The following is a 23,178-nucleotide window of genomic DNA, read 5'->3' as shown; positions in this document are numbered from 1 at the left end:
ACAGCCTAGGGAAGGCGTCGTCCGCCGGGTCCGCCGCCCCGCGCCCCCTCCCAGGCCCGCGCTGCCTCCTCCGGCGGCCCCGAGGCCGCGATCCGCCCGTCCGCGAGCACGAGGCAGTGGTCGGCGTCGAAGGCCTCGTCGGGGGCGTGGGTGGCGTGCACGACGGTGACCCCGTCGGCGCGGGCCCGCTCCAGGACGCGGCGCACGTACTCGCGGGCACGGTGGTCCAGCCCGGCCGAGGGCTCGTCGAGCAGGAGCAGGTCCGCCTCCTGCGCCAGGCCCTGGGCGATGAGCACCCGCTGGCGCTGGCCTCCCGAGAGCTCCCCCAGGCGGCGGTCGGCCAGGTCGGCCACGTCCAGGCGGTCGAGGCACTCCGCGACCACGGCGCGGTCGCGCCGGGTCAGCGGCCGCCAGAACCCCCGGTGCGCCCACCGGCCCATCGAGACGGCCTCGCGCACCGTGACGGGCAGGGCGTCGGGGACCGCGCTGCGCTGGACCACGAAGGCGGGGCGGGTCGGACTCGAGGCCCGGACCCCGCCCCGGCGGACCGCGACCGTGCCCGCCATGAGGCCGAGCAGCGTGGACTTGCCCGACCCGTTGGGCCCCACCAGCGCCGTGACCGCGCCCCGCGGGACGGCCGCGTCGATCCCCCGCAGGACGTCCTCGCGCCCGTATCCGGCGTACACGCCGTCCAGTTCCAGCCGGTTCATCCTGCTCCTCACGCCCACCCCGATGTGCAAATGACAATGGTTATCGTTATGCAGTGTCCCACTATGGAAGCTCTGTTCGATCCGTTCGGGGTCGTGTTCGTGCAGCGTGCGCTGTGGGGCGGGATCCTGGTCTCCCTCATCTGCGCCGTCGCCGGGACCTGGGTGGTGCTGCGCGGCATGGCCTTCCTCGGCGACGCGATGTCGCACGGGATGCTGCCCGGAGTGGCCCTGGCCTCCCTGCTCAGCCAGAACCTCATGCTGGGCGCGGCCCTGGCCGCCGGGGCGATGGCCGCGGGCGTCACCGCGCTGGGCCGCTCCTCCCGGCTCTCCCAGGACACGAGCATCGGACTGCTCTTCGTCGGGATGCTCTCGCTCGGCGTCATCCTGGTCTCGCACTCCTCCTCCTTCGCGGTCGACCTCACGGGCTTCCTGTTCGGCGACGTCCTGGCGGTGCGCGAACAGGACCTGGTCCACCTGGGGCTGGCGCTGGCCGCGGCGCTGGTCGTCGCGGTCGCGGGGCACCGGGCCTTCCTCGCCCTGGCCTTCGACCCGCGCAAGGCCGCCACCCTGGGGCTGGCGCCCCGGGCCGCCCACGGCGTCCTGCTCGGCCTGGTCACCCTGGCCGTGGTCGCCTCGTTCCACGTGGTCGGCACGCTGCTGGTGTTCGGCCTGCTCATCGCGCCCCCGGCAGCGGCGGCACTGTGGGCGCGCAGCGTCCCCGCGATCATGCTCGGCGCGGCCGTGCTCGGCAGCGCCGCGACCTTCCTCGGCCTGCTCGCCTCCTGGCACTGGGAGACGGCGGCCGGGGCCACGATCGCCGCCACGGCCACCGCCTTCTTCTTCGCCTCGGCGCTCGCGGCGGCCGCGCGCTCCCGCGGGCGCGGCTCCCGCGCCCCGATCTCCGACCCGCCCCCCGGCACCACCCCCGACCACCCCGTACAGATGGAGAGGCCGATGACACATGAGGCGTGAACACCGCACCGGCGCGCTGGGCGCTGCCGGACTGTCCGCCCTCGTCCTGCTGACCGGCTGCGGAGCCGCCCAGGACACCGCGGAGCGACAGCCCGAGGAGGAGGTCCCGCACGGCTACGTCGAGGGCGCCGAGGAGGCCGCCGAGCCCCAGTCCCGCCTCGTGGTCGCCGACCCCGGCAGCGGAGACGTCCGGGTGCTCGACCTGATCACCGAGGAGACGACGGAACTCGGCCCCGTGGAGGGCCTCGACGGCATCGCCGGGGACGGCCGCTTCGCCTACCTCCACTCATCCGACCACCGGATGACCACCGTCGTGGACAGCGGGTCGTGGACGGTCGACCACGGAGACCACAAGCACTACTACCGGACCGGCGTCGGGCTCGCGGGCACCGTGGAGGGCCTCGCCGCGGGCCGGGCGGCCTCCGACACCGTCCTGACCGCCCTCACCGCGGCGGACGGCGCCGCCGTGCTCGACCGGGCCGCGCTGGAGGAGGGGTCGGTCGAGGAGGCCGCGGCCGTCCCCGACGGCGCCGCGGTGGTCCTGCCCTTCGCCGAGCACCTCCTGGTGGCCGGAGGCGACTCCGAGGGCGCGGTCGAGGTGTACGACCGGGAGGGCTCCCCGGTCGCGACGCTCGACGCGACCTGCACCGATCCCCTCGGCCAGGCCGTCACCCGGCGCGGGGCGGCCATCGGCTGCGACGAGGGCGCCCTGCACGTCACCGAGGAGGACGGGGAGTTCTCCGGCGGCGTGGTCGCCTATCCCGGGGGTTCCGGGGAGCGGGTCGAGGAGTTCGGGCACCGCCCCGGTTCGGCGACCCTGGCCTCGGTCTCGACCGGCGGCGACCTGTGGGTCCTGGAACTGGCCGAGCCCGGGTGGACCCCGCTGGAGCTGGAGGGCGCCGTGACCGCGACGGCCGTCGGCGCGGGCGCCCCCGTCCTGGCCCTGACCGAGGACGGGGCCCTGCACTCCCTGGACCCGGCCTCGGGCGAGGAACTCGCCTCCGCCGACCTGCTCGACGGCACGGACACCGCCCACGCCCCGGTCATCCGGGCGGACACCAGCCGCGCCTACGTCAACGACACCGGACGCGGTGTGGTGCACGAGATCGACTACAACGACGACCTGCGCGTGGCGCGGACCCTCGACCCGGGAATCGCGCCGCACCTCATGGTCGAGACGGGATGGTGACCGCCGTGACGACGCCGAAGGCGCTCCTGCGAGCCGCGACCGCGTCCGCCCTGGCCGGGGCCGCCCTCCTCGGCACGGCCTCCTGCTCCCCGTCGGAGGTCGGGGACGAGGGGATCGTGGTGACCACCAACATCCTGGGCGACCTCACGCGTGCGGTCGTGGGGGACGAGGCCGAGGTCACCGTCCTGATGAAGCCCAACGCCGACCCCCACTCCTTCGGCATCTCCGCGCAGGAGGCCGCGCTCGTGGAGAACGCGGCGCTCGTGGTCTACAACGGGCTCGGGCTGGAGGAGGGCGTGCTGCGCAACGTCGCCGCCGCCGAGGAGGCCGGGATACCCGCCCTGGAGGTCGGCGCGCGGGTCGACCCCCTGGCCTTCTCCCCCGGCGGGGACGACGCCTCGGGCAACGAGGACGAGGGCGAGCCCGACCCCCACTTCTGGACCGATCCGCACAGGGTCGTCCAGGCGGTCGACCTGATCGCGGAGCACGTGGTCGCCGAGGTGGACGGCGTGGACGCCGAGGCCGTGCGCGCCAACGCCGAGGCCTACACCGGGCAGCTGGAGGAGCTGGACGCGTGGATGGCCGAGGAGTTCGCCGCGATCCCGGAGGAGAAGCGGAACCTGGTGACCAACCACCACGTCTTCGGCTACCTCGCCGAACGCTACGGGTTCGAGGTCGTGGGCGCCGTGATCCCCAGCGGCACCACCCTGGCCTCGCCCAGCAGCTCCGACCTCAAGTCCCTGGCCGACGCCGTGCGCGAGGCGGGCGTCGACGCGGTCTTCGCCGACTCCTCCCAGCCCGACCGCCTGGCCACGGCCATGGCGGAGGAGGCGGGCGTGCACATCGAGGTCGTCCCCCTGTTCTCCGAGTCGCTGAGCGAGGAGGGCGGGGGCGCGGCCACCTACCTGGAGATGATGCGCTCCAACACCGAGGCCATCGCCACCGGACTGCGTGGCGACTGACCGGGCCCCGGGCCCGGCACGACCGCGGCGGCCCCTCCCCCCGTCCGCAGCGGACCCTTCCACCCCGAAAGAGAGAAACGTGAACACCCCGACGAACAACGCGACGACGCGGTTCCCGGCGCGGGCGGCACTGCCCGTGCTGCTGTCCGCAGGACTGCTGCTGACCGCATGCGGCACCGGCGAGGAGGCCGGCCAGGAGCAGGACGGCGAGGAGCGGGCCTCCGCGGAGGCCGTGGTGGAGAACCCGGTCGTCACCACCTACGACGGCGGCCTGTACGTCCTGGACGGCCAGAGCCTGGAGGTCGTCGAGGACATCGCCCTGGAGGGCTTCAACCGGATCAACCCGGCGGGCGACGACCGGCACCTGCTCGTCTCCACCTCGGAGGGCTTCCAGGTCCTGGACGCGGCCGGCGCGGAGCTGACCGACACCCTCTTCCCCGCCGACACCCCGGGCCACGTCGTCCGGCACGCGGGCAGGACCGTGCTGTTCGCCGACGGCAGCGGCGAGATCACCGCCTTCGACACCGGCGCGCTCGGCGACGGCCTGCCCGAGACCGACGTGCACAGCGCGGAGGAGGCCCACCACGGCGTGGCCGTGGAGCTGGCCAACGGCGAGATGCTGCTGACCCTGGGCGACGAGGAGGAGCGCGTCGGCGCCGTCGTCCTGGACGCCTCCGGCGAGGAGGTCGCCCGCAGCGAGGAGTGCCCGGGCGTGCACGGCGAGACCACGGCCGAGGGCGAAGCGGTCGTCATCGGCTGCGAGGACGGCGTCCTGGTCTACCAGGGGGGCGAGTTCACCAAGGTGGACAGCCCCGACGACTACGGGCGCATCGGCAACCAGGCCGGGAGCGAGGAGTCGCCGATCGTGCTGGGCGACTACAAGACCGACCCCGACGCCGAGCTGGAGCGCCCCGAGCGGGTCGCCCTGGTCGACACCGCCGCGGGCGAACTGACCCTGGTCGACCTTCCCGCCAGCTACACCTTCCGCTCCCTGGGCCGCGGCCCCGACGGCGAGGCCCTGGTCCTGGGCACCGACGGCAGCCTGCACGTGATCGACCCCGGGGCGGGCGAGATCGTGGACAGCATCGAGGTCATGGACGAGTGGCAGGAGCCGCTGGAGTGGCAGCAGCCCCGCCCGGCCCTGTTCGTGCGCGGCGCCACCGCCTACGTCAGCGACCCCGCCACGAAGCAGGTCCACGCGCTGGACCTGGAGTCGGGCGAGGTCACCGCCTCGGTGACCCTGGACGCCGAGCCCAACGAGCTCAGCGGCGTCGCCTCCTGATGGACCGACCGGAAACGTTGCCGGTGTGACGCAAGGGCCCTGAACTGCGATGATCTTGTACTTATGGCGAGGTTGGACGGTCGAGACGCGCTATAGGTACAAGATCACGACGGATGGGGCGGGTCCCGGCGGACCTTTGCGGTCACGCCACCAGGACGTCCTGGCCGGGGCGGGCGCGCGGACCCCGCGCGCCCGCCCCGCCGCGCCTCACCAGTCGTGCATCGAGCCGTCGAGCCTGCGGTTGACCGGCAGGTACCGGGCCTCGTAGGGGTAGCGGGCCGCGGCCTCCTCGTCGATCTCCACGCCCAGTCCCGGCGCGTCGCCCGGGTGCATGTAGCCGTCCGCGAAGGTATAGGAGGTCCGGAACACCTCGCTGGCGGGCTCCAGGTGCCCCATGTACTCCTGGATGCCGAAGTTGGGCACGGTCAGGTCCAGGTGCAGGGCCGCGGCGAACGACACCGGCGACAGGTCCCCCGCGCCGTGCGAGCCGGTGCGCACCCCGTACAGGTCGGCCAGGTCGAAGATCCGGCGCAGGTGCGTGATGCCGCCGCTGTGCGAGACCGACGTGCGGATGTAGTCGATGAGCCGCCCGGTGATCAGGTGCTGGCAGTCCCAGATCGTGTTGAAGACCTCTCCCACCGCCAGCGGGGTCGTGGTGTGCTGGCGGATCGTGCGGAACGCCTCCTGGTCCTCGGCCGGGGTGGGGTCCTCGATCCAGAACATGCGGTAGGGCTCCAGCGCCCTGCCCAGCTGGGCCGCCTCCAGCGGGGAGAGCCGGTGGTGCACGTCGTGCAGCAGGTGGAAGCCGTACCCGAACCTCTCCCGGACCGCCTCCATCATCCGGGGCGCGAAGTCCAGGTAGGCGGGGGTGTGCCAGACGTTGTCGGTGGGCACGGCCCCGTCGGCGGGCTCGTAGGTGTGGCCGGTGCCGGGGTGGTGCAGCCCGTAGGTGCTCTCCAGGCCCGGGACGGCGGCCTGCACGCGCACCGCACGGTACCCCTGGTCCAGGAAGCCGCCGACCGAGTCGAGGAGTTCGTCCACGGACTGGCCGCTGGCGTGGCCGTAGACCATGACGCCGTCGCGGGCGGCACCGCCGAGCAGCTGGTGGACGGGCTTGCCGACCTGTTTGCCGAGGATGTCCCACAGGGCGCAGTCCACGGCGGCGATCGCGGTCATGGTGACGGGGCCGCGCCGCCAGTAGGCGCCGCGGTACAGGTACTGCCAGATGTCGTTGATGCGGCCGGAGTCGCGGCCGACGAGCAGGGGGCAGACGTGGTCGCGCAGGTAGGAGGCGACGGAGAGTTCGCGGCCGTTCAGGGTGGCGTCGCCGAGGCCGGTGGTCCCGTCCTCGGTGGTGATCTTGAGGGTGACGTAGTTGCGTCCCGGGCACGTCACGATGACGTCGGCGGAGGTGATCCTCATGGGTGCTTCCTCGTGGGTGGGTGTGTACCGCGACACCCGGCGTAACCGGGCCGCGGGGGCGGCCGGACGGTGGCGCGCCCCCGCGGGCCGGGGTCCTGGTGAGCCCGGCGGAGTCGCGCCGCGCTTTGCCGTCGACTCCCCGCGCTGTGCCTGACGTCGTAGGTATATCGTTTTCCCAGTCGGGTGTCGAGACCTGGAAAAACCGATCCCTCTGCGGTATGGTCCGCCGATACGTGAGGTCCACCGTTTTCCCGAGGACGTCCCGGACACGGGCCGAGGAGCCCTCCACACACCCACTGGTAACCTGTCCGCGCCCCGGCCCCGCCCGGCCCGCAACACCCGGGAACGGCGGCGCGAGCGCGGGGGAGCCTGCGACAGCGAAGGGAGCGGTACTGGTGCGCGGACGATCCCCCGGTGCCCCGTCCGGCCGGAAGGCGCCATGACGGCCGTCCGCGGATCCACCGGCCGCCCCACGATCTCCGACGTCGCCGCGCTGGCGGGGGTGTCGGTCTCGGCCGTGTCGAAGGTGGTCAACAACAAGGGCCGCATCGCCGAGCCCACCCGCCAGCGGGTACTCGACGCGGTGCACAAGCTCCAGTGGTCCCCCTCGGCCGCGGCCGTGGCGCTGCGCGGGGCGCGCACCCGGGCCATCGGCATGGTCTCGCGCCGCTCTCCCGACCTCCTGTCCTACGACCCGCACTTCGGCGTGCTGATCTCGGGCATCGAGCGCGAGCTCGCCCCCCTGGACTACGGTCTGCTGCTGCACATCGTGGGCGAGGAGGAGGACGCCGAACGGCGCGCCTACCGGCGTCTGGCCGAGGAGCGCCGGGTCGACGGCGTCATCCTCACCGAGAGCCTGGTCAACGACCCCCGGTTCGACCTGCTGCGGCGGCTCGGGCTCCCCTCCGTGCTGATCGGCATGCCCTGGCGCGACGACCCGGTCCCCGCGGTGCTGGCCCCCGACCAGGAGCGGGGGCTGGTCGAGGCGGTCCGGCACCTGGCCTCGCTGGGGCATCGGCGCGTGGCCTACGTCTGCGGCCCCGAGGACCGCGTGCACACCGGCTTCCGCCGCCGGGTCGTGGAGGAGCAGGCACGGCGGCACGGGCTCTCCGCCGCCGTGCTGGCGGTCCCCGACTTCACCACCGAGGGGGCGGCCGCGGCCACCGACGAGGCGCTGTCGGCGGCCGAGCGGCCCACCGCGATCCTGTTCGCCAACGACATGATGGCGATCGCCGGGATCAGCGCCGCGCGCAGACGGGGGCTGGAGGTGCCCCGGGACCTGTCCGTCATCGGCCACGACGGCCTGCCCCTGGGCGCGCTCGTGCAGCCGCGGCTGACCACGGTCGGCCACGACCTGGTGGGACTCGGACGGGCCGCCGCGCTGACGCTCGTCGCCGCGCTGGACGGGACACCGGCCGACGTGCCCGCGATCGCCCCTCCCGGGCTCGTGGTGCGCGAGTCCACGGCGCCGCCCGGAGCCTGAGCGGGCCCGGATGTTCCTCCCGGGTCGGGGGAAACGCCCGCAGGCCGGGTCACTAGTGTCTCCTGCCATGGAATCCAGGCATGATCGGCAGAGGGTGCTCGCGGGCGAACCCCGCAGGGAGGGACACGGGATCGAGGCGCGGATCCTGCACGCGCGGGTGCGGTCCGCCGGGGAGTCCCCCGGACGGGACGGGCCCAACCCCCCGGAGCCAGGAGTGTCTCTGACCGCCCCGCTGCTGCGGGTGGTCGGCCCCCGTGGCCGGCGGCGGGTCGTCGTCGGTCATGTCCGGGTCCGCGCCGAGCAGGGTGACGCCCCACTGGTCGTCCTGGCCGTGCAGGCGGTGTGGTCGGAGAGCGGCGGCTGGCGCCAGGAGCCGCCCGCCGCCGGGAGCCCCGACGGCGAACTCGCCGCCTCGCTGGCCGAACCCGCCCACGGGATCGCGGGGGACGTGCGCTCGCGGGTGGTGACCATGGCCAAGGCGTTCGCCGAGTCCTCGCGCAACGAGGTGCTGCGGCTGCGGGAGCTGCGCTACGAGCTGGAGCAGCGCATGGCCGACCACCTCGCCGGGCGGACGGACGGGCAGCTGCGTCCCCTGCTCGCGGTGGCGGTGGAGCTCTCGACCGCCGTCGGCCGGGCGCGCGACCAGTCCCTGGAGGCGGTCCGCGCGCGGCTGGGGGTCTGGATGTGGGACAGGGCGGCCTACCTGCGCCTGCGGGACGAGTCGGCCCCCGGTCCGGGCGAGAAGCCCGCGTGGATGCCGAGGCTGCGCGCGGGCGTACGGCACTGCGAGGCGATGGAGCGCGAGCTGGCCGAGGAGGCGGACCGGCTCCAGGCGCTGCTGGGCGGCATGTCGAGCTTCGCGGTGTCGCAGGGGGCCGAGGCTCAGGAGCGGTTCACCCTGGCCGTCGGGGCCGGGGCCGCGGTGATCGGCCTTCCTGCCCTGGTGCTGGCGCTGTACGGCGCGAACCCCTACCTGCCCCTGGACTCCCTCGACCGCGCCTGGCGGCTGCTGCTGCCGATCGGGGTCACGGCCCTGGTCGCCGTGCTCGCGGTCCTGGCGTGGATGCCCGGGACCACCAGGCCCCGCCACTACCTGGTGGCGGTCGGGGCCGTGGCCGCACTCGTGTCCGTGCTCCTGCTGGCGGGCGCGCTCGTCCCCGTCTGAGGCGTGTGCCGGGGGAACGGGCGGCTCCGGCCCGCGGTGGGAGGGCCCTCCTCGCGCGCGGCCCCGGCGAACGGTCCGGACCGCGGGCCGCCTCCGATGGCGGGAGGTTGCTTTTCCCAGGCAGATGAGATTCAAACCACCAAAACCGTCCATGTTGTCCAAAACGTTACTTCTTCGCCTACTCTGATGCCCGACGTGACGTCAAACGGATGTCAACGCAGCTCAGAGGAGTTTCCTTGACCCCTGGACGACGAGCCGGCCTCGCACCGCGCTGGCGCTCCCGGTGGGTGGCCGCGGCCGCCGCGTCGGGGCTCATGATCTCCGGATACGCCCTCGTCGGCGCCGCCCACTCCCCCTCCGGCACCTTCCCCGGTCCCGGTGCGGCCGGATGCGAGGCCGCCCAGGACAAGCGGCAGATGCGCGGGGCGTGGCTGACCACGGTCGGCAACATCGACTGGCCCTCCGAGCCGGGCCTGTCCGCCGAGGACCAGAAGGCGGAGATGGACCAGCGCCTGGACGAGGCGGTGGAGCTCGGCCTGAACACCGTGTTCCTGCACGTGCGGCCCACCGCCGACGCCGTCTACGAGTCGGACCTGGAGCCGTGGTCGAAGTACCTCACCGGCGAGCAGGGCGGCGACCCCGGCTACGACCCGCTGGAGTACGCGGTGGCCGAGGCGCACGAGCGCGGCCTGGAGCTGCACGCCTGGTTCAACCCCTACCGGGTCGGCATGGACTCCGACATCGAGGAGCTGGCCGAGGACCACCCGGTCAGGGAACACCCCGACTGGCTGGTGCGCTACGGCGGCGAGGGCTTCCTCGACCCGGGCAGGCCCGAGGTCCAGGAGTGGGTGACCCGCGTGATCATGGACGTGGTGGAGCGCTACGACGTCGACGGCGTGCACTTCGACGACTTCTTCTACCCCTACCCCAAGGACGGCGAGGAGTTCGACGACGACCAGACGTGGGAGGAGCACGGCGGGGGCTTCGACGACCGCGAGGACTGGCGGCGCGACAACGTCAACGAGTTCGTCAGCGGCGTGCACGAGCGCATCGAGGAGGCCAAGCCCTGGGTGCGCTTCGGGATCTCCCCGTTCGGCATCTGGCGCAACGCCGAGAACGACCCCGCCGGGTCCGACACCTCGGGTCTGGAGTCCTACGAGGCCCAGCACGCCGACACCCGCGCCTGGATCCAGGAGGGGATGGTCGACTACGTGGTCCCGCAGCTGTACTGGGAGCGGGGCTTCGAGGCCGCCGACTACGAGGAGCTGGTGCCGTGGTGGGCCGAGCAGGTCGAGGGCACGGACGTGGACCTGTACATCGGCCAGGGCGCGTACCGGGCCGGTGACCGCCACTGGACCGGCGAGGACGCGCTGAGCACCCAGCTGGACTACTCCTCCGACCATCCCGAGGTCGACGGCGACGTCTACTTCTCCTTCAAGTCCCTCACGGGCGTGGCCGAGGACGCCTACGCGCACCTGGCCGACGAGCACTACGGCGACCCCGCCCTGCCGCCCCTGGCGGGAGGGGACCGCGGGGGCGGGTCCCTGGCGGGCGCCGTGGAGGACGTGACCGCCGAGGTCACCGACGAGCACACCGCGGTGGAGTGGGAGCGGGTGGAGGACGCGCGCTTCTACGCCGTCTACCGCCTGGACCCGCAGGAGGCCGCGCGGGCGGACTCGGGCGACCCGGAGGAGTACTGCGACGTGCTCTCCTCCGGCAACCTCGTGGGCGTGACCGGCGGGACCTCGCTGGAGGACCCCGGCCACACCGCCGAGGACGCCGCGAAGGCCGAGGAGGGCGGCGAGGAGGCCGGTTCCGCGTACGCGGTCACCGCGCTGGACGACTACCGCGTGGAGGGCCCGGTCGGGGAGATCGCCGACCCGCGCGGCTGACCCCGGCGCGCGGCGGGCGGCTCACACCGGACCGGGTCGGCTCACACCAGAGGAGCCCGGTCGGCGTCCAGTACGTTGACGCCCTCCGCCTCCAGAAGCTCCTCGAAGGCGTCGAGCGACTCGGCCGCGACGAAGGCGGCCTCGCTCCGGTGGACCGGGAGCAGCCACAGGAACCGCGCTCCCCCGGCCTCGGCGGGCGCCCACTCCAGCGCGGGACCGTAGGGGTAGGGCAGGCTCACCAGGAGGTGGTCCATGCGCGATCCCTCCGCCCACGGGCGGCCCACGTCGATCACCGAGCCGACGCCGAGCCGGTACTCCTCGAAGGAGTGCAGGTGGCTGACCATGGCCAGGGTCTCGGCGTGCTCCTGCTCCGCGGTCGGCGACATGAGGAAGAACTCGGTGCCGCCCTCCGCCTCGTGGACGGACGAGCCGACCGTCACGTAGGCCCAGCCCTCACCGGCGTTCCGGGGCGCCACCCGGTAGGTGGCGAAGCCCGGGACCCGGTCGAGGACGGGTCCCTCCTCCCAGGTGGCGGGCTCCACGGCGTGGCCCTGCCAGAACTCCCGGACGTGGCGTTCGAGCGCGCGGATCCGCGCGTCCTCCCCGGTCGTCAACGAACCCGACCCCTCGCTGTGACTTCGGCCCCCGGGGGTCGCTGCGCCCCCGAAGCACCCGATACACGGACATCTGAAGCGGCCAGACTACGGCCTTTCGTCCCCGTCACGGGCGTCGGCGTCCTCCGTCCGCTCCTCCGCGTCCCGGCCGGAGCGGTTGGGCAGAGCCGAGTAGACGGCCGTCACGCTGAACAGCAGCCCGGTCGCGAAGTACATGATGTAGACCACCCACACCAGGGGCACGAGGAGGTACAGGACCACGGCCCCGAGGAGCAGCGGCACCACCGCCAGCAGCAGCGACCACCCCACCCGGCTGCCGCCGCGCGTGTCGACCATGTACTCGCCCGCCGTGCACAGCGGTACGACCAGGAACAGGAGGTGGAAGGGCGCGTAGAGGATCCCTGAGGCCATGGTCAGCGCCATGGTCCCGTAGTGCAGCTGCGGGAAGACCACCATCCACCCCAGCAGCAGGGCGACCAGGACCGCGAAGTGGACCACGAGCGCGATCGGCCACCGCAGCGCCCACAGGGTCGTCCTCAGCCACGGGGGCACCCGTACCGTGTCGCGCACCGCTGGTCCGCCTCTCCCTGGTGGAGCGCGGGGGCTCCGTTCGCTGGAAGACTAGACCCGGCTCCCGGGGAGGCCGATCCGGGGTCGGTGCCGCGGGTGCGCGTACGGGTCGGCGGGGGCGCGGCCGACCCCGCACCGCGGGGCGGGGCGCTCCTCAGAGCGTGACGGGACCGTAGGAGTTCAGGGCCTCCACGATCTGGCGCTCCTCGTAGTCCAGGTGCGCCTCCACCTCTGCGGCCAGTCGCTCGACCTCGTCGCGGACCCCGGCCGCGTCGTCGCCCTCCAGGAGCGCGCGGATGCGGTCCAGCGACCGGCTGACGACCACGTGCTCCCGGGTCAGGCGCTCCAGGACGGGCGCGAGCCCGGGGTGGCTCCTGGCCAGTCCGGGCAGCACGCCCTCGTCCTCGGCGGTGTGGTGGCCGTGCAGGAAGTCGCAGAAGGACAGGCACTTCTTGCGCAGCTGCTGGTCCAGGGGCGCCGGGAGTCCGGAGGGGCCGCCTCCCCCGGCGAGGTCTCGGCGCAGCGAGGCGAGTTCGTCCCGCAGCATGTCGTGGATCTTGACGAGCTGGTCGCCCAGCGCCTCGATGCGTTGTCCCTCGGGGACGGGGGCGGCGGTCTGGTCGCTCATGTGCTCTCTCTCGGTGGAGGGGCGGAGGCGTTCGAGAAAACGCCAGTGATGGCATACTGCCAGTGACTGGCACATTGAGGCAACGGGTTTTTCTCCCGACCTCGGCCGGGCCCGCCGTATCCTGGCCCGATGACCGCCGAGCCCTTCCGGAACGAGGAGTCCGCGCTCCCCCTGCGCGAGCGCAAGAAGCTGCGCACGCGGCGCGTGCTCGCCGACACCGCCCTGCGGATGTTCCTGGAACAGGGCTTCGACGAGACTACGCTGGACGACCTGGTGGCCACGGCCGAGGTGTCGGTGCGCACCTTCTTCCGCTACTACTCCTCCAAGGAGGAGGTCGCCATGGCCGCCGAGGGCGAGCTGTGGGAGGCCTACGCAGCCGAGGTGGAGCGCGTGAGCGTCACCGGCCCCCTCCTGTCCCTCCTGCGCGACTGCTACGCGGACGCTCTGCGCGGCCTGCCGGACGACTGGACCGGTCGCTACCTGGCCACCCGGAAGCTGGTCGCCCACAACCCGGCGCTGAACGCCCACCACGCCGGCGCCGTCCAGGCCCTCCGGGTGCGGCTGACCGAACTGCTGGAAAAGGCGACCGGCGCCGACAGCCGCGCGGACGTGCGGCTGCGGCTGGTCAGTGAGATGGCCCTGGCCGCGGTGCGTTACGGGAGCATGAACTGGGTGCGCGCCTACCGGCACAGCGGCCGCACCGGCGACGCCGCGACGCTCGTCGCCGAGGTCACCGCGGCCTTCGACGCCCTGCCCGGCGCGCTGGCGCTGTCACCGGACACGCTCACGCCTCCCGGCTGAACCGGCGGGCGCCGGGAGTCCCGCCCGCATACCCCGGGGCCGTCCGGGGTAGGCGAGGGTCCGTCCCACCACGACCGGAGGAAGGGTGCTGGCGATGACACGCCGTTTCGACGTCGGTGACCATGTGAGCTGGAACTCCGAGGCCGGACGGGTGTCCGGCACGATCACGAGGGTCCACACCAGCGACTTCGCGTTCAGGGGCCGTACGCGCCGCGCCTCCGAGGACGAGCCGCAGTACGAGATCAGGAGCGACAGGACCGACCACGTCGCGGCGCACAAGGACGGGGCCCTGACCCGCGTGTCCGACGACGGCTAGCCGCGATGGCGTCGCCGTTCCTCACCGTCGGCCACTCCGACCGCACGTTCGAGGAGTTCGCCGCACTGCTGCACGAGAACGACGTGCACGTGGTGGTCGACGTGCGCAGGCTCCCGGGTTCGCGCCGCAATCCGCAGTTCGACGAGGACGTCCTCGCCGAGTCCCTGCGCGGTGTCGGCGTACGCTACTCGCGCGTCGCGGAACTCGGCGGTCGGCGCCCGGTCGCCAAGGACGTCTCCCCCGAGGTCAACGGGTTCTGGCGCAACCGCAGCTTCCACAACTACGCCGACCACGGACTCTCCGCCGAGTTCGGCTCGGGGCTCGCCCGGTTGCGTGAGGCGGGCGCGGACCACCGCGCCGCCGTGATGTGCTCGGAGGCGGTGTGGTGGCGGTGCCACCGGCGCATCATCGCCGACCACCTGCTCGCCCGCGGCCACGAGGTCCTCCACGTCCTGGCCGCTCACCGCGTGGACGCCGCCCGGCTCACGCCGGGGGCCGTCGTGCGCGCCGACCACGTCGTCACCTACCCGGCGCGACCTGCGGACGCGAGCGGCGACGAGGCCGCCCGGACGGACGCCCCTCCCCGGGTGTGACGTGAGCCCGGCCCCGGGCGGGGCGCGCCGAGGCGCCGGCGGCGCACGCGACACGCGGGCGTCCCGGAACGCCCGCCGGGAGCCGTACTCAGCGCGAAGGACGGCCCCGGTGGGTTTTACCGAACCCTCTTCTGGTTAACGTACGGGTGTTCCATCCGGCCGCGGGCCGCGGGCCCCGGCGACGGTGCCGGTCCTTCCGCCCCCGGCACCACGCCTGACCGACCAGGAGGAGTGCGCCATGTTCCGTAAAGTGCTCGTGGCCAACCGGGGCGAGATCGCCATCCGCGCGCTGCGCGCCGGTTACGAGTTGGGCGCCCGCACCGTCGCCGTCTTCCCCCACGAGGACCGCGGCTCCCTGCACCGGCTCAAGGCCGACGAGGCCTACCAGATCGGCGAACCCGGCCACCCGGTGCGCGCCTACCTGTCCGTGGACGAGATCGTGGGCGCAGCCCGCCGGGCCGGGGCCGACGCCGTCTACCCCGGCTACGGCTTCCTGTCGGAGAACCCCGAGCTGGCCCGCGCGTGCGAGCGCGCCGGGATCACCTTCGTGGGCCCGCCCGCCGACGTGCTGGAACTGACCGGCAACAAGGCCAGCGCCGTGGCCGCCGCCCGGGACGCGGGCGTGCCCGTCCTGGAGTCCAGCGAGCCCTCCGACGACGTGGAGGCCCTGGTGGCCGCCTCCGAGCGGATCGGCTTCCCGCTCTTCGTCAAGGCCGTGGCCGGAGGGGGCGGGCGGGGCATGCGCCGCGTCCAGGACCCCGAGCGGCTGCGCGAGTCGGTGGAGGCCGCCATGCGCGAGGCCGCCGCCGCGTTCGGCGACGCCACCGTGTTCCTGGAGCGCGCGGTGGTCGACCCCCGCCACATCGAGGTACAGATCCTCGCCGACGGCGAGGGCGGCGTCGTGCACCTCTACGAGCGCGACTGCTCCCTCCAGCGGCGCCACCAGAAGGTCATCGAGCTGGCCCCCGCGCCCAACCTCGACCCGAACCTGCGCGACCGCATCTGCGCGGACGCGGTGCGCTTCGCCCGCCGGATCGGCTACCGCAACGCGGGCACGGTCGAGTTCCTGGTCGGCGCCGACGGCAGCCACGTCTTCATCGAGATGAACCCGCGCATCCAGGTTGAGCACACGGTGACCGAGGAGATCACCGACGTGGACCTGGTGCAGTCCCAGCTGCGGATCGCCTCCGGCGAGACCCTGTCCGACCTGGGCATCTCCCAGGAGGGCGTCTACGTGCGCGGCGCCGCGCTCCAGTGCCGCATCACCACCGAGGACCCCGCCAACGGCTTCCGCCCCGACACCGGGACCATCAGCGCCTACCGCTCCCCCGGCGGCTCGGGCATCCGCCTGGACGGCGGCACCTCCGCGGCGGGCACCGAGATCAGCCCGCACTTCGACTCGCTGCTGGTCAAGCTCACCTGCCGGGGCCGCGACCTGGCCACCGCGGTCAGCCGGGCGCGCCGGGCCGTGGCCGAGTTCCGCATCCGCAGCATCGCCACCAACATCCCCTTCCTCCAGGCGGTGCTGGACGACCCCGACTTCCAGGCCGGGCGGATCACCACCTCCTTCATCGAGGAGCGCCCGCACCTGCTGACCGCGCGGCCCTCCGCCGACCGCGGCACGCGCCTGCTCACCTACCTGGCCGACGTCACGGTGAACAAGCCGCACGGGGAGCGCCCCCAGCTGGTGGACCCCGCCACCAAGCTGCCACCGCTGCCCGAGGCCGCCGGGTCGCCGCCCCCGGGTTCGCGCCAGCGCCTGGCGGAGCTGGGCCCGGAGGGGTTCGCGCGGTGGCTGCGCGAGTCGCCGAACCTGGGCGTCACCGACACCACCTTCCGCGACGCCCACCAGTCCCTGCTGGCCACCCGGGTGCGCACCCGCGACCTGCTGGCCGCGGCGCCCGTGGTCGCGCACACGATGCCCGAGCTGCTGTCCCTGGAGTGCTGGGGCGGCGCCACCTACGACGTGGCGCTGCGCTTCCTGGCCGAGGACCCCTGGGAGCGGCTGGCGGCGCTGCGCGAGGCGGTGCCCAACATCTGCCTCCAGATGCTGCTGCGAGGGCGCAACACCGTGGGATACACCCCCTACCCCACGGAGGTGACCGACGCGTTCGTGCGCGAGGCCGCCGAGACGGGCGTGGACGTCTTCCGGATCTTCGACGCGCTCAACGACGTCGAGCAGATGCGCCCGGCCATCGAGGCCGTGCGCGCGACCGGGACCTCGGTGGCCGAGGTGGCGCTGTGCTACACCTCGGACCTGTCCGACCCCGGCGAGAAGCTCTACACGCTGGACTACTACCTCAAGCTGGCCGAGCGGATCGTGGACGCGGGCGCGCACGTGCTCGCGATCAAGGACATGGCCGGTCTGCTGCGCGCCCCGGCCGCCGAGAAGCTGGTCACGGCGCTGCGCAGCGAGTTCGACCTGCCGGTGCACGTGCACACCCACGACACCCCGGGCGGACAGCTGGCCACCTACCTGGCGGCGGTGAACGCCGGGGCGGACGCGGTGGACGGCGCGGTGGCGTCCATGGCGGGCACCACCTCCCAGCCGTCGCTGTCGGCGATCGTGGCCGCCTTCGACCACTCCGAGCACGCCACGGGCCTGAGCCTGGACGCGGTCAACGAACTGGAGCCGTACTGGGAGTCGGTGCGCCGGGTCTACGCGCCCTTCGAGGCCGGGCTGTCCTCCCCCACCGGCCGGGTGTACCACCACGAGATCCCGGGCGGGCAGCTGTCCAACCTGCGCACGCAGGCGGTCGCGCTGGGGCTGGGCGAGCACTTCGAGGAGGTCGAGGCGATGTACGGCGCCGCCGACCGGATGCTCGGGCGCCTGGTGAAGGTCACCCCCTCCTCCAAGGTCGTGGGCGACCTGGCGCTGCACCTGGTCGGCGCGGGGGTCTCCCCGGCCGACTTCGAGGCCGACCCCGGGCGCTTCGACGTCCCGGACTCGGTGGTGGGGTTCCTGCGCGGTGAGCTGGGCGTTCCGCCGGGCGGGTGGCCCGAGCCCTTCCGCACGCGGGCGCTCCAGGGGCGGTCCGAGGCGCGGGCCGCGCAGGAGCTGGGCGAGCAGGACCGCGCGGGGCTGGCCGAGGACCGGCGGGCCACGCTCAACCGGCTGCTCTTCCCCGGCCCGACGCGGGAGTTCGAGGAGCACCGGGCCGCCTACGGCGACACCAGCGTGCTCTCCAGCGCGGACTTCTTCTACGGTCTGCGCGCGGGCGAGGAGTACTCGGTGGACCTGTCGCCGGGCGTGCGGCTGCTCATCCAGCTGGAGGCGGTGGGCGAGGCCGACGAGCGCGGCGTGCGCACGGTGATGGCCACGCTCAACGACCAGCTGCGCCCGCTCCAGATCCGCGACCGGGCCCTGGCCTCGCAGGTGCGGGCCGCCGAGAAGGCGGACCGAGGCGACCCCGGGCAGGTCGCGGCGCCCTTCGCGGGCGCGGTGACCCTGACGGTCGCCGAGGGCGACGCGGTTGAGGCCGGCGCGACGGTGGCCACCATCGAGGCGATGAAGATGGAGGCCGCGATCACCGCGTCCGTGTCGGGGACGGTCACGCGGGTGGCGGTCGACCGGGTGCAGAAGGTGGAGGGCGGCGACCTGCTGGTCTGCCTCGGCTGAGTCCGGCACCAGGGCGGCGGATCGGCCGTCCGGCCGACCGGTTCGGGCCCGGCGGGCACCTGCGGGTGTCCGCCGGGCCCTCTGCTGTCCGGGGCCCGGCCGGAGGAAGGGCGGCTTCGGCGGAAGCCCGACCGGGGGCTTCGGCGGGGCCCGGCCGAACGGGCCGGGGGTCCGACCGGACTCGGCCAGGAGAGGACGGGAACCTCACGTGTTCCGGCGGCGTCGGAACGTGTCGGTACACCACTGACACGACGACGAAGGTTCCCCCTTTGGCTCCCCTGCACCGCCACGGCGCCCTGCCCCTCCTCGCGGCCCTGGTCCTGACCACCGGCTGCGGCCCCCAGCTCGACCTCCGGGACAGCCCACGCCTGGAGGCCCTGCTGCCGTCCTCGAACGCCTACCCCGACGGGTTCGACGTCGACGAGCTGGACGTCGACGAGCTCCAGGGAGTGGACTTCGGCGGTGAGGCGGGCACCGACGACTTCGGCGACGTGGAACCGGCCGAGTGCGGCGCCGTCCTCAACGGGGGCACCGGGCGGCTGCCCGCGGGGGCCGCCGAGGGGGCGGCCCAGATCGCGGCCCCGTCCGGGTCCTCGTCGGGCTCGGCCGTCTACGGCTACGTCCTGGTCTCGGGGGACTTCGGCGACGCTCCGGTCGAGGGCACCGGGTTCGGTCACCTGCTGGACACCTGCTCCAGGATGAGCGTGTCCGTGGGCGGTACCCGCATGGAGGGCGCACTCGTCTCCAGGGACTCGCCCGCCCTCCCCGAGGGCGGGGGCATGTTCTCCGTGACGCTGTACGGCGAGCGCACGGCGATGGCCGCGCGCACCGCGTAGGGCCAGGTAGGAGAGGTGTACTTCGTCCTGGTGGGGATGAACGCCGGGGACAGCTCGGACGTGTCGACCTATGAGCTGATGGAGGCGTGCCCGGACGAGATCGACATGGACTGCATGGACTCCCACCGGGTGCGGATGGCGACCGAGGAGAACGAGCGGATGGCGGAGGATTTCGAGGAGGTCCTGTCCCGCGCCGTGGAGAAGCTGGAGCGCGCCGCCTGACCCCGGCGGGGCGGCGGCGCCCACACGGGACGGACTCCCCTGCGGGGCCGCCCCACAGGTGAGCCCCCGTAACGGACGGCGAAGGTCCGCGGTCGTCCGCACGACCCAACACTTAGCCCTTGAGCTAACCGTCATGAGCTGGCACACTTAGCCGCATGGCACAGTATCCGGCGGAGCTCGACGGGGTGTTCCTCGCCCTAGCCGACCCGACCCGGCGCGCCGTCGTCCGGCGCCTCGGCCGCGGGCCCACGAGCGTCGGCGACCTCGCCAGCGAGTTCCCGATGACCCTCCCCTCGTTCATGAAGCACGTGCGGACGCTCGAATCGAACGGGCTCATCCGCACGGTCAAGTCCGGCCGGGTGCGCACCTGTGTGCTCAACCGCGAACGGCTCGCCCTCGTCGACGACTGGCTCTCCGAGCAGCGCCGGACCTGGGAGGGGCGCACCGACCGCCTCGAACGGTTCGTCACCGACACGAAGGAGAGAAGGCAGTGAACCCCGACCTCGACCTCGCCCTGGAGCGGGTCATCCGCGCCCCGCGCGCAACCGTGTGGAACGCCTGGACCGACCCGTCCCGGCTTGAGCAGTGGTGGGTCCCGGCCCCGTCCCTCTGCCGTGTGGACCGCCTGGACCTGCGGCCCGGAGGGGCTTTCGTGACCCGGCTGAGCGACGACGGGGACGAGTTCGTCCCGCACACGGACGCGTGCTTCCTCGCCGTCGACGAACTCGAACGGATCGTGTTCACCAACGCGGTCGACGGCACATGGCGCCCCGCGACCCCCGCTCCGGTCGCGATGACCGCCACGATCACACTGGACGACCACCCGGAGGGCACGGACTACCGGATCCTCGTCCGGCACGGTGACCCGGAGGCCCGCGCCCGTCACGAGAAGCTCGGCTTCGCCGAGGGCTGGGGGTCGGTGGCCGACCAGTTGGCCGCGCTCGCCGAAGGCACGGCCCCGCGATGAGGATCGCCCTCACCGAGTTCGTCACGCTCGACGGGGTCAGCCAGGGGCCCGGCTCCCCGGAGGAGGACACCAGCGGCGGTTTCACACGCGGCGGGTGGCTCGTTCCCCACATGGACGCGACGTTCGTCCAGCGCGCCTCGGACTGGCTGGACCTCGCCGACGGCCTGCTGCTCGGACGGCGGACCTACGAGGCGTTCGCGCGCGACTGGCCGCGGATCACCGACCCGGCCGACCCGTTCGCCGAACGGATGAACACCCTGCCGAAGTACGTCGTGACGAACACCCTCACCGAGGGGAACTGGAACCCCACGACCGTCCTCAGGGGCGACCCGGTCCGGACGGTCGGCGAACTCGGGTCCCGGCCGGGACGGGAACTCCAGGTCCACGGCAGCGCCCGCCTCGGCGACTCACTGCTGTCGGCGGGCCTGGTCGACGTGCTCCGCCTGGTGGTCGCGCCCACCGTCATCCGCACCGGTCGGCCTCTGCTGACGGACCGCGGCGCACCCCTCGATCTCCGTCTGGTGCGCCACGAGGCCACGCCGAACGGCCTGCTGCTCATCGAGTACGAGGTCGTCGGCCAAGCCCGCCAGGGAGAGTACGAGGGCGTCACCGCCTTCACCTGAACACAGCCGCCGCCGGAAACCCGCCACCGGTACAAGGCCACGACGACCAGAGCGGAGTCGGCGTGGGCCGTGGAGGCACTGGAGCACGCTGAGGCGGTGACCGGCGGGACGGCAACCGCACCCGGCGGGGTGGCGGCGCCCGCACCGGGGCGCCGCGTACCCTCGAAGGCGTGAGGAACACGCTCGACGACCCGGCCCTCCTGGCGGCCCGGATGCGCGAGGTCCTCGGCTCGGGCCCGGTGGTCGCGCTGACCGGCGCGGGCCTGTCCACGGACTCGGGCATCCCCGACTACCGCGGCCCGGACTCACCGCCGCGCAAGCCCATGACCTACCAGCAGTTCGTCGGCGACGCGGCGTTCCGCCGCCACTACTGGGCCCGCAACCACGTGGGCTGGCGCCACGTGCACCGGACCCGCCCCAACGACGGCCACCGCGCGCTGGCCGCGCTGGAGGCGGGCGGCGCCCTGGCGGGCGTCATCACCCAGAACGTGGACACCCTGCACGGGGCCGCGGGCAGCAGGCGGGTGATCGACCTGCACGGCCGCTACGACCGCGTCGTCTGCCTGGCCTGCTCGGCCGTGGTCTCCCGCGAGAGCCTGGCCGAACGCCTGAGCGCGCTCAACCCCGGCTTCGCCGACGGGGTCCCCGACGTGGAGGTCGCCCCCGACGCCGACGCGGTCCTGGCCTCCACCGAGGGGTTCCGGGTGGCCGACTGCGAGGGCTGCGGCGGCGTGCTCAAGCCCGACATCGTCTACTTCGGCGAGAACGTGCCCAAGGCGCGCGTGCTGGAGGGCTACGCGATGGTGGACGGCGCGCGGGCGCTGCTGGTGGCGGGTTCGTCGCTGACCGTCTTCTCGGGGCGGCGCTACGTCAAGCGCGCCGTCGAGCAGGGCAAGCCGGTGGTGATCCTCAACCGGGGCGCCACCCGCGCCGACGACGTCGCCGCGCTCACCGTCGACGCGGGCTGCTCCCAGGTGCTGACCGCTCTGGTGGAGGCCTACGCCGCCGACGGAGCCCGCACCCCCTGAACCCCGGGCCCTCCGTTCTCCCGGCCGCCGCGCACGCGCCCCGGCCGCGGCGGGGGCCGTTCCCGCCCCGGCACGTTTTCCACAACCCAGAGAACAGATTCGCGCACTCCGCGTAGTCTTGAGAGGTCGGCGCCGTGTCCCGGAAGGGTAGCCGCGTCGACCTCGATGACGACGTCCCCCGGGAGGACCGACTGTGGGTGCGATGGACGAGGCCACTGTACGCGCGGAGCGCACGGACCTGCCGCTGAACCGACTGGTGTCGTCGGCGATGCTCATGCACGCCGTCGTCGCGATAGTCGAACTGGACGTGGTGGAGGATCTGGCGGACGGGCCGCGCCCGGTGGCGGACCTGGTCCGCCGCACCGGGGTCCCCGAGCAGACTCTGACGGCGGTGCTGCGGGCCGGGACGGTGAGCGGGCTGCTCTCGGAGCCGGCGCCCGGGTCGTTCGCCCTGACGGCGGCGGGCGGGCACCTGCGTGCCGGGGACCCCAGCGGCCTGTACGACCTGTTCCGGATGTGCACGCACGGCGCCTTCCTCCAGGCGTGGACCTGCCTGTCGCAGGCGGTGCGTTCCGGCCGTACGGCCTTCGAGGTGCACACCGGCCACCCGCTGTTCGCCTACCTGGAGGAGGAGCGGGAGGCGGCGTCGCTGTTCACCAGGGCGATGAACACGTCCGTGGCCGTCGACGCCCTCCTGGAGAACGTGGACCTGTCCGACGCGGCGCGTGTGGCGGACCTCGGCGGAGGAGAGGGCGCGCTGCTGGCCGCCGTCCTGCGGCACCACCCGAGCATGGAGGGGGTGCTGTTCGACCTTCCGCACGTGGTGTCCGGGGCCGGGCCGCTGCTGCGGGAGCGGGGCGTGGCGGACCGGTGCGCCGTGGTGGGGGGCAGCTTCCTCGACGGGGTGCCGACGGGAGTGGACGTCTACCTGATGGCGCGGGTGATGCAGAACTGGCCCCGGCCGGAAGCGGTACGAATCCTGAGCAACGTCCGCGCGGCGATGGGTGAGCGGTCCCGGCTGCTGATCATCGGGCACCTTCCGCAGCGGGAGTGCGCCACCCCCTTCCTCCAGGCGATGAGCCTGTACATGCTCGTGCTCTACGGCGCCCCGCTGCGCACGGCGGAGGAGTACCAGGAACTGTTCGCCGAGGCCGACCTCGCGCTGCACGCCGTGCACCGGGTCGAGGACGGGGAGTCGGTCATGGACGTCCGCCGCGCGTAGCGTCCCCGTCGCGCCCGGGACCACGCCCCTTCCGAAACCGCTCCGCACGGTGGCGCCCGGGC

The 23,178-nt window shown here is 73.5% G+C and carries 23 protein-coding genes; 18 read left to right on the top strand and 5 right to left on the bottom strand.

Translation table 11 applies throughout. The annotated features are described in order from the left end of the window. Positions 1-5: 5 nt before the first annotated feature. A complete protein-coding gene (aztA, locus tag HGB44_RS25175) occupies positions 6-710 on the bottom strand; it encodes a zinc ABC transporter ATP-binding protein AztA (protein ID WP_061081195.1) in 705 nt (234 codons plus the stop codon). A 63-nt stretch (positions 711-773) separates the two neighbouring features. Here aztA and aztB point away from each other — a divergent pair, with 63 nt between their 5' ends. The 4 genes from aztB to aztD all read left to right on the top strand — a co-directional run bounded on the left by aztB (position 774) and on the right by aztD (position 5,115). Next, positions 774-1,682: a zinc ABC transporter permease AztB gene (gene aztB / locus HGB44_RS25170; RefSeq protein ID WP_061081196.1), complete on the top strand. Its 909-nt coding sequence runs from the start codon at positions 774-776 to the stop codon at positions 1,680-1,682. Continuing rightward, a complete protein-coding gene (locus HGB44_RS25165) occupies positions 1,672-2,871 on the top strand; it encodes a hypothetical protein (RefSeq protein ID WP_061081197.1) in 1,200 nt (399 codons plus the stop codon). Before aztB ends, HGB44_RS25165 begins: the two co-directional genes overlap by 11 nt. Beyond that, entirely contained in the window at positions 2,865-3,833 is a 969-nt protein-coding gene (aztC, locus tag HGB44_RS25160; RefSeq protein ID WP_061081198.1) for a zinc ABC transporter substrate-binding protein AztC, read from the top strand. Before HGB44_RS25165 ends, aztC begins: the two co-directional genes overlap by 7 nt. Positions 3,834-3,912: 79 nt before the next feature. Continuing rightward, positions 3,913-5,115, top strand: a complete 1,203-nt coding sequence (gene aztD / locus HGB44_RS25155; protein WP_061081199.1) for a zinc metallochaperone AztD — start codon at positions 3,913-3,915, stop codon at positions 5,113-5,115. Between the two features lie 207 nt (positions 5,116-5,322). Here aztD and manD read toward each other — a convergent pair whose 3' ends face one another. Then, positions 5,323-6,537 carry a D-mannonate dehydratase ManD gene (gene manD / locus HGB44_RS25150; protein WP_061081200.1) on the bottom strand — a complete coding sequence of 405 codons (1,215 nt, stop codon included), beginning with the start codon at positions 6,535-6,537 and terminating at the stop codon, positions 5,323-5,325. 439 nt (positions 6,538-6,976) lie between these two features. Here manD and HGB44_RS25145 point away from each other — a divergent pair, with 439 nt between their 5' ends. From HGB44_RS25145 to HGB44_RS25135, 3 genes are all read left to right on the top strand, one after another. Next, positions 6,977-8,020 carry a LacI family DNA-binding transcriptional regulator gene (locus HGB44_RS25145; protein ID WP_061081201.1) on the top strand — a complete coding sequence of 348 codons (1,044 nt, stop codon included), beginning with the start codon at positions 6,977-6,979 and terminating at the stop codon, positions 8,018-8,020. 67 nt (positions 8,021-8,087) lie between these two features. Beyond that, complete coding sequence (locus tag HGB44_RS25140) at positions 8,088-9,185, top strand: hypothetical protein (protein ID WP_061081202.1); 1,098 nt, start codon at positions 8,088-8,090, stop codon at positions 9,183-9,185. A gap of 236 nt (positions 9,186-9,421) precedes the next feature. Continuing rightward, positions 9,422-11,077, top strand: coding sequence for a glycoside hydrolase family 10 protein (locus tag HGB44_RS25135; protein ID WP_455430061.1), 1,656 nt, complete (start codon positions 9,422-9,424; stop codon positions 11,075-11,077). Between the two features lie 41 nt (positions 11,078-11,118). On the opposite strand, the gene HGB44_RS25130 is transcribed toward HGB44_RS25135, so the two are convergent. The 3 genes from HGB44_RS25130 to HGB44_RS25120 all read right to left on the bottom strand — a co-directional run bounded on the left by HGB44_RS25130 (position 11,119) and on the right by HGB44_RS25120 (position 12,889). Then, entirely contained in the window at positions 11,119-11,691 is a 573-nt protein-coding gene (locus HGB44_RS25130) for a suppressor of fused domain protein (RefSeq protein ID WP_061081204.1), read from the bottom strand. A gap of 87 nt (positions 11,692-11,778) precedes the next feature. Next, positions 11,779-12,261 carry a hypothetical protein gene (locus HGB44_RS25125; protein ID WP_061081205.1) on the bottom strand — a complete coding sequence of 161 codons (483 nt, stop codon included), beginning with the start codon at positions 12,259-12,261 and terminating at the stop codon, positions 11,779-11,781. 154 nt (positions 12,262-12,415) lie between these two features. Next, positions 12,416-12,889 (bottom strand): hemerythrin domain-containing protein, encoded by a 474-nt coding sequence (locus tag HGB44_RS25120; protein WP_061081206.1) that lies wholly within the window; start codon positions 12,887-12,889, stop codon positions 12,416-12,418. A gap of 129 nt (positions 12,890-13,018) precedes the next feature. Between HGB44_RS25120 and HGB44_RS25115 the strand changes: the two genes are divergently transcribed. The 11 genes from HGB44_RS25115 (at position 13,019) to HGB44_RS25070 (ending at position 23,116) form a co-directional block, all read left to right on the top strand. Continuing rightward, entirely contained in the window at positions 13,019-13,690 is a 672-nt protein-coding gene (locus tag HGB44_RS25115; protein WP_061081207.1) for a TetR/AcrR family transcriptional regulator, read from the top strand. Between the two features lie 94 nt (positions 13,691-13,784). Further along, on the top strand, positions 13,785-14,006 hold the full coding sequence (locus tag HGB44_RS25110) for a hypervirulence associated TUDOR domain-containing protein (protein WP_061081208.1): 222 nt from the start codon (positions 13,785-13,787) through the stop codon (positions 14,004-14,006). Positions 14,007-14,011: 5 nt separating this feature from the next. Beyond that, positions 14,012-14,599 (top strand): DUF488 domain-containing protein, encoded by a 588-nt coding sequence (locus tag HGB44_RS25105; protein WP_061081209.1) that lies wholly within the window; start codon positions 14,012-14,014, stop codon positions 14,597-14,599. A gap of 238 nt (positions 14,600-14,837) precedes the next feature. After that, positions 14,838-18,218, top strand: a complete 3,381-nt coding sequence (locus HGB44_RS25100) for a pyruvate carboxylase (RefSeq protein ID WP_061081210.1) — start codon at positions 14,838-14,840, stop codon at positions 18,216-18,218. A 269-nt stretch (positions 18,219-18,487) separates the two neighbouring features. Next, positions 18,488-19,054 (top strand): hypothetical protein, encoded by a 567-nt coding sequence (locus HGB44_RS25095; RefSeq protein WP_233458894.1) that lies wholly within the window; start codon positions 18,488-18,490, stop codon positions 19,052-19,054. A 15-nt stretch (positions 19,055-19,069) separates the two neighbouring features. After that, positions 19,070-19,276 (top strand): hypothetical protein, encoded by a 207-nt coding sequence (locus HGB44_RS32145; RefSeq protein ID WP_233458893.1) that lies wholly within the window; start codon positions 19,070-19,072, stop codon positions 19,274-19,276. 155 nt (positions 19,277-19,431) lie between these two features. Continuing rightward, positions 19,432-19,770, top strand: coding sequence for an ArsR/SmtB family transcription factor (locus tag HGB44_RS25090; RefSeq protein WP_061081212.1), 339 nt, complete (start codon positions 19,432-19,434; stop codon positions 19,768-19,770). After that, positions 19,767-20,243: an SRPBCC domain-containing protein gene (locus HGB44_RS25085; protein WP_061081213.1), complete on the top strand. Its 477-nt coding sequence runs from the start codon at positions 19,767-19,769 to the stop codon at positions 20,241-20,243. Before HGB44_RS25090 ends, HGB44_RS25085 begins: the two co-directional genes overlap by 4 nt. Further along, positions 20,240-20,866 (top strand): dihydrofolate reductase family protein, encoded by a 627-nt coding sequence (locus HGB44_RS25080; protein WP_061081214.1) that lies wholly within the window; start codon positions 20,240-20,242, stop codon positions 20,864-20,866. The genes HGB44_RS25085 and HGB44_RS25080 overlap by 4 nt, the downstream gene beginning before the upstream one ends. A gap of 170 nt (positions 20,867-21,036) precedes the next feature. After that, the gene (locus HGB44_RS25075) at positions 21,037-21,894 is read left to right on the top strand and encodes an NAD-dependent protein deacetylase (RefSeq protein ID WP_082768412.1); all 858 of its coding nucleotides are present in this window, start codon (positions 21,037-21,039) and stop codon (positions 21,892-21,894) included. 202 nt (positions 21,895-22,096) lie between these two features. Beyond that, positions 22,097-23,116, top strand: coding sequence for a methyltransferase (locus HGB44_RS25070; RefSeq protein ID WP_061081215.1), 1,020 nt, complete (start codon positions 22,097-22,099; stop codon positions 23,114-23,116). The last annotated feature ends 62 nt before the right edge of the window (positions 23,117-23,178 follow it).

Origin of the sequence: Nocardiopsis alborubida, from assembly GCF_012396365.1 — a bacterium.
GTDB classification, from domain to species: Bacteria; Actinomycetota; Actinomycetes; order Streptosporangiales; family Streptosporangiaceae; genus Nocardiopsis; species Nocardiopsis alborubida.
The sequence above is the reverse complement of the archived record's forward strand: the minus strand, read 5'-3'. Positions and strand labels throughout refer to the sequence as shown.

Coding starts and splice junctions, on each gene's coding strand:
- HGB44_RS25120 (WP_061081206.1), bottom strand. CDS start 12,889: ATGAGCGACCAGACCGCCGCCCCCGTCCCCGAGGGACAACGCATCGAG.
- HGB44_RS25090 (WP_061081212.1), top strand. CDS start 19,432: ATGGCACAGTATCCGGCGGAGCTCGACGGGGTGTTCCTCGCCCTAGCC.
- HGB44_RS25110 (WP_061081208.1), top strand. CDS start 13,785: ATGACACGCCGTTTCGACGTCGGTGACCATGTGAGCTGGAACTCCGAG.
- manD (WP_061081200.1), bottom strand. CDS start 6,537: ATGAGGATCACCTCCGCCGACGTCATCGTGACGTGCCCGGGACGCAAC.
- HGB44_RS25070 (WP_061081215.1), top strand. CDS start 22,097: ATGGACGAGGCCACTGTACGCGCGGAGCGCACGGACCTGCCGCTGAAC.
- HGB44_RS25100 (WP_061081210.1), top strand. CDS start 14,838: ATGTTCCGTAAAGTGCTCGTGGCCAACCGGGGCGAGATCGCCATCCGC.
- aztC (WP_061081198.1), top strand. CDS start 2,865: ATGGTGACCGCCGTGACGACGCCGAAGGCGCTCCTGCGAGCCGCGACC.
- HGB44_RS25165 (WP_061081197.1), top strand. CDS start 1,672: ATGAGGCGTGAACACCGCACCGGCGCGCTGGGCGCTGCCGGACTGTCC.
- aztB (WP_061081196.1), top strand. CDS start 774: ATGGAAGCTCTGTTCGATCCGTTCGGGGTCGTGTTCGTGCAGCGTGCG.
- HGB44_RS25080 (WP_061081214.1), top strand. CDS start 20,240: ATGAGGATCGCCCTCACCGAGTTCGTCACGCTCGACGGGGTCAGCCAG.
- HGB44_RS25105 (WP_061081209.1), top strand. CDS start 14,012: ATGGCGTCGCCGTTCCTCACCGTCGGCCACTCCGACCGCACGTTCGAG.
- HGB44_RS25145 (WP_061081201.1), top strand. CDS start 6,977: ATGACGGCCGTCCGCGGATCCACCGGCCGCCCCACGATCTCCGACGTC.
- aztA (WP_061081195.1), bottom strand. CDS start 710: ATGAACCGGCTGGAACTGGACGGCGTGTACGCCGGATACGGGCGCGAG.
- HGB44_RS25115 (WP_061081207.1), top strand. CDS start 13,019: ATGACCGCCGAGCCCTTCCGGAACGAGGAGTCCGCGCTCCCCCTGCGC.
- HGB44_RS25140 (WP_061081202.1), top strand. CDS start 8,088: ATGGAATCCAGGCATGATCGGCAGAGGGTGCTCGCGGGCGAACCCCGC.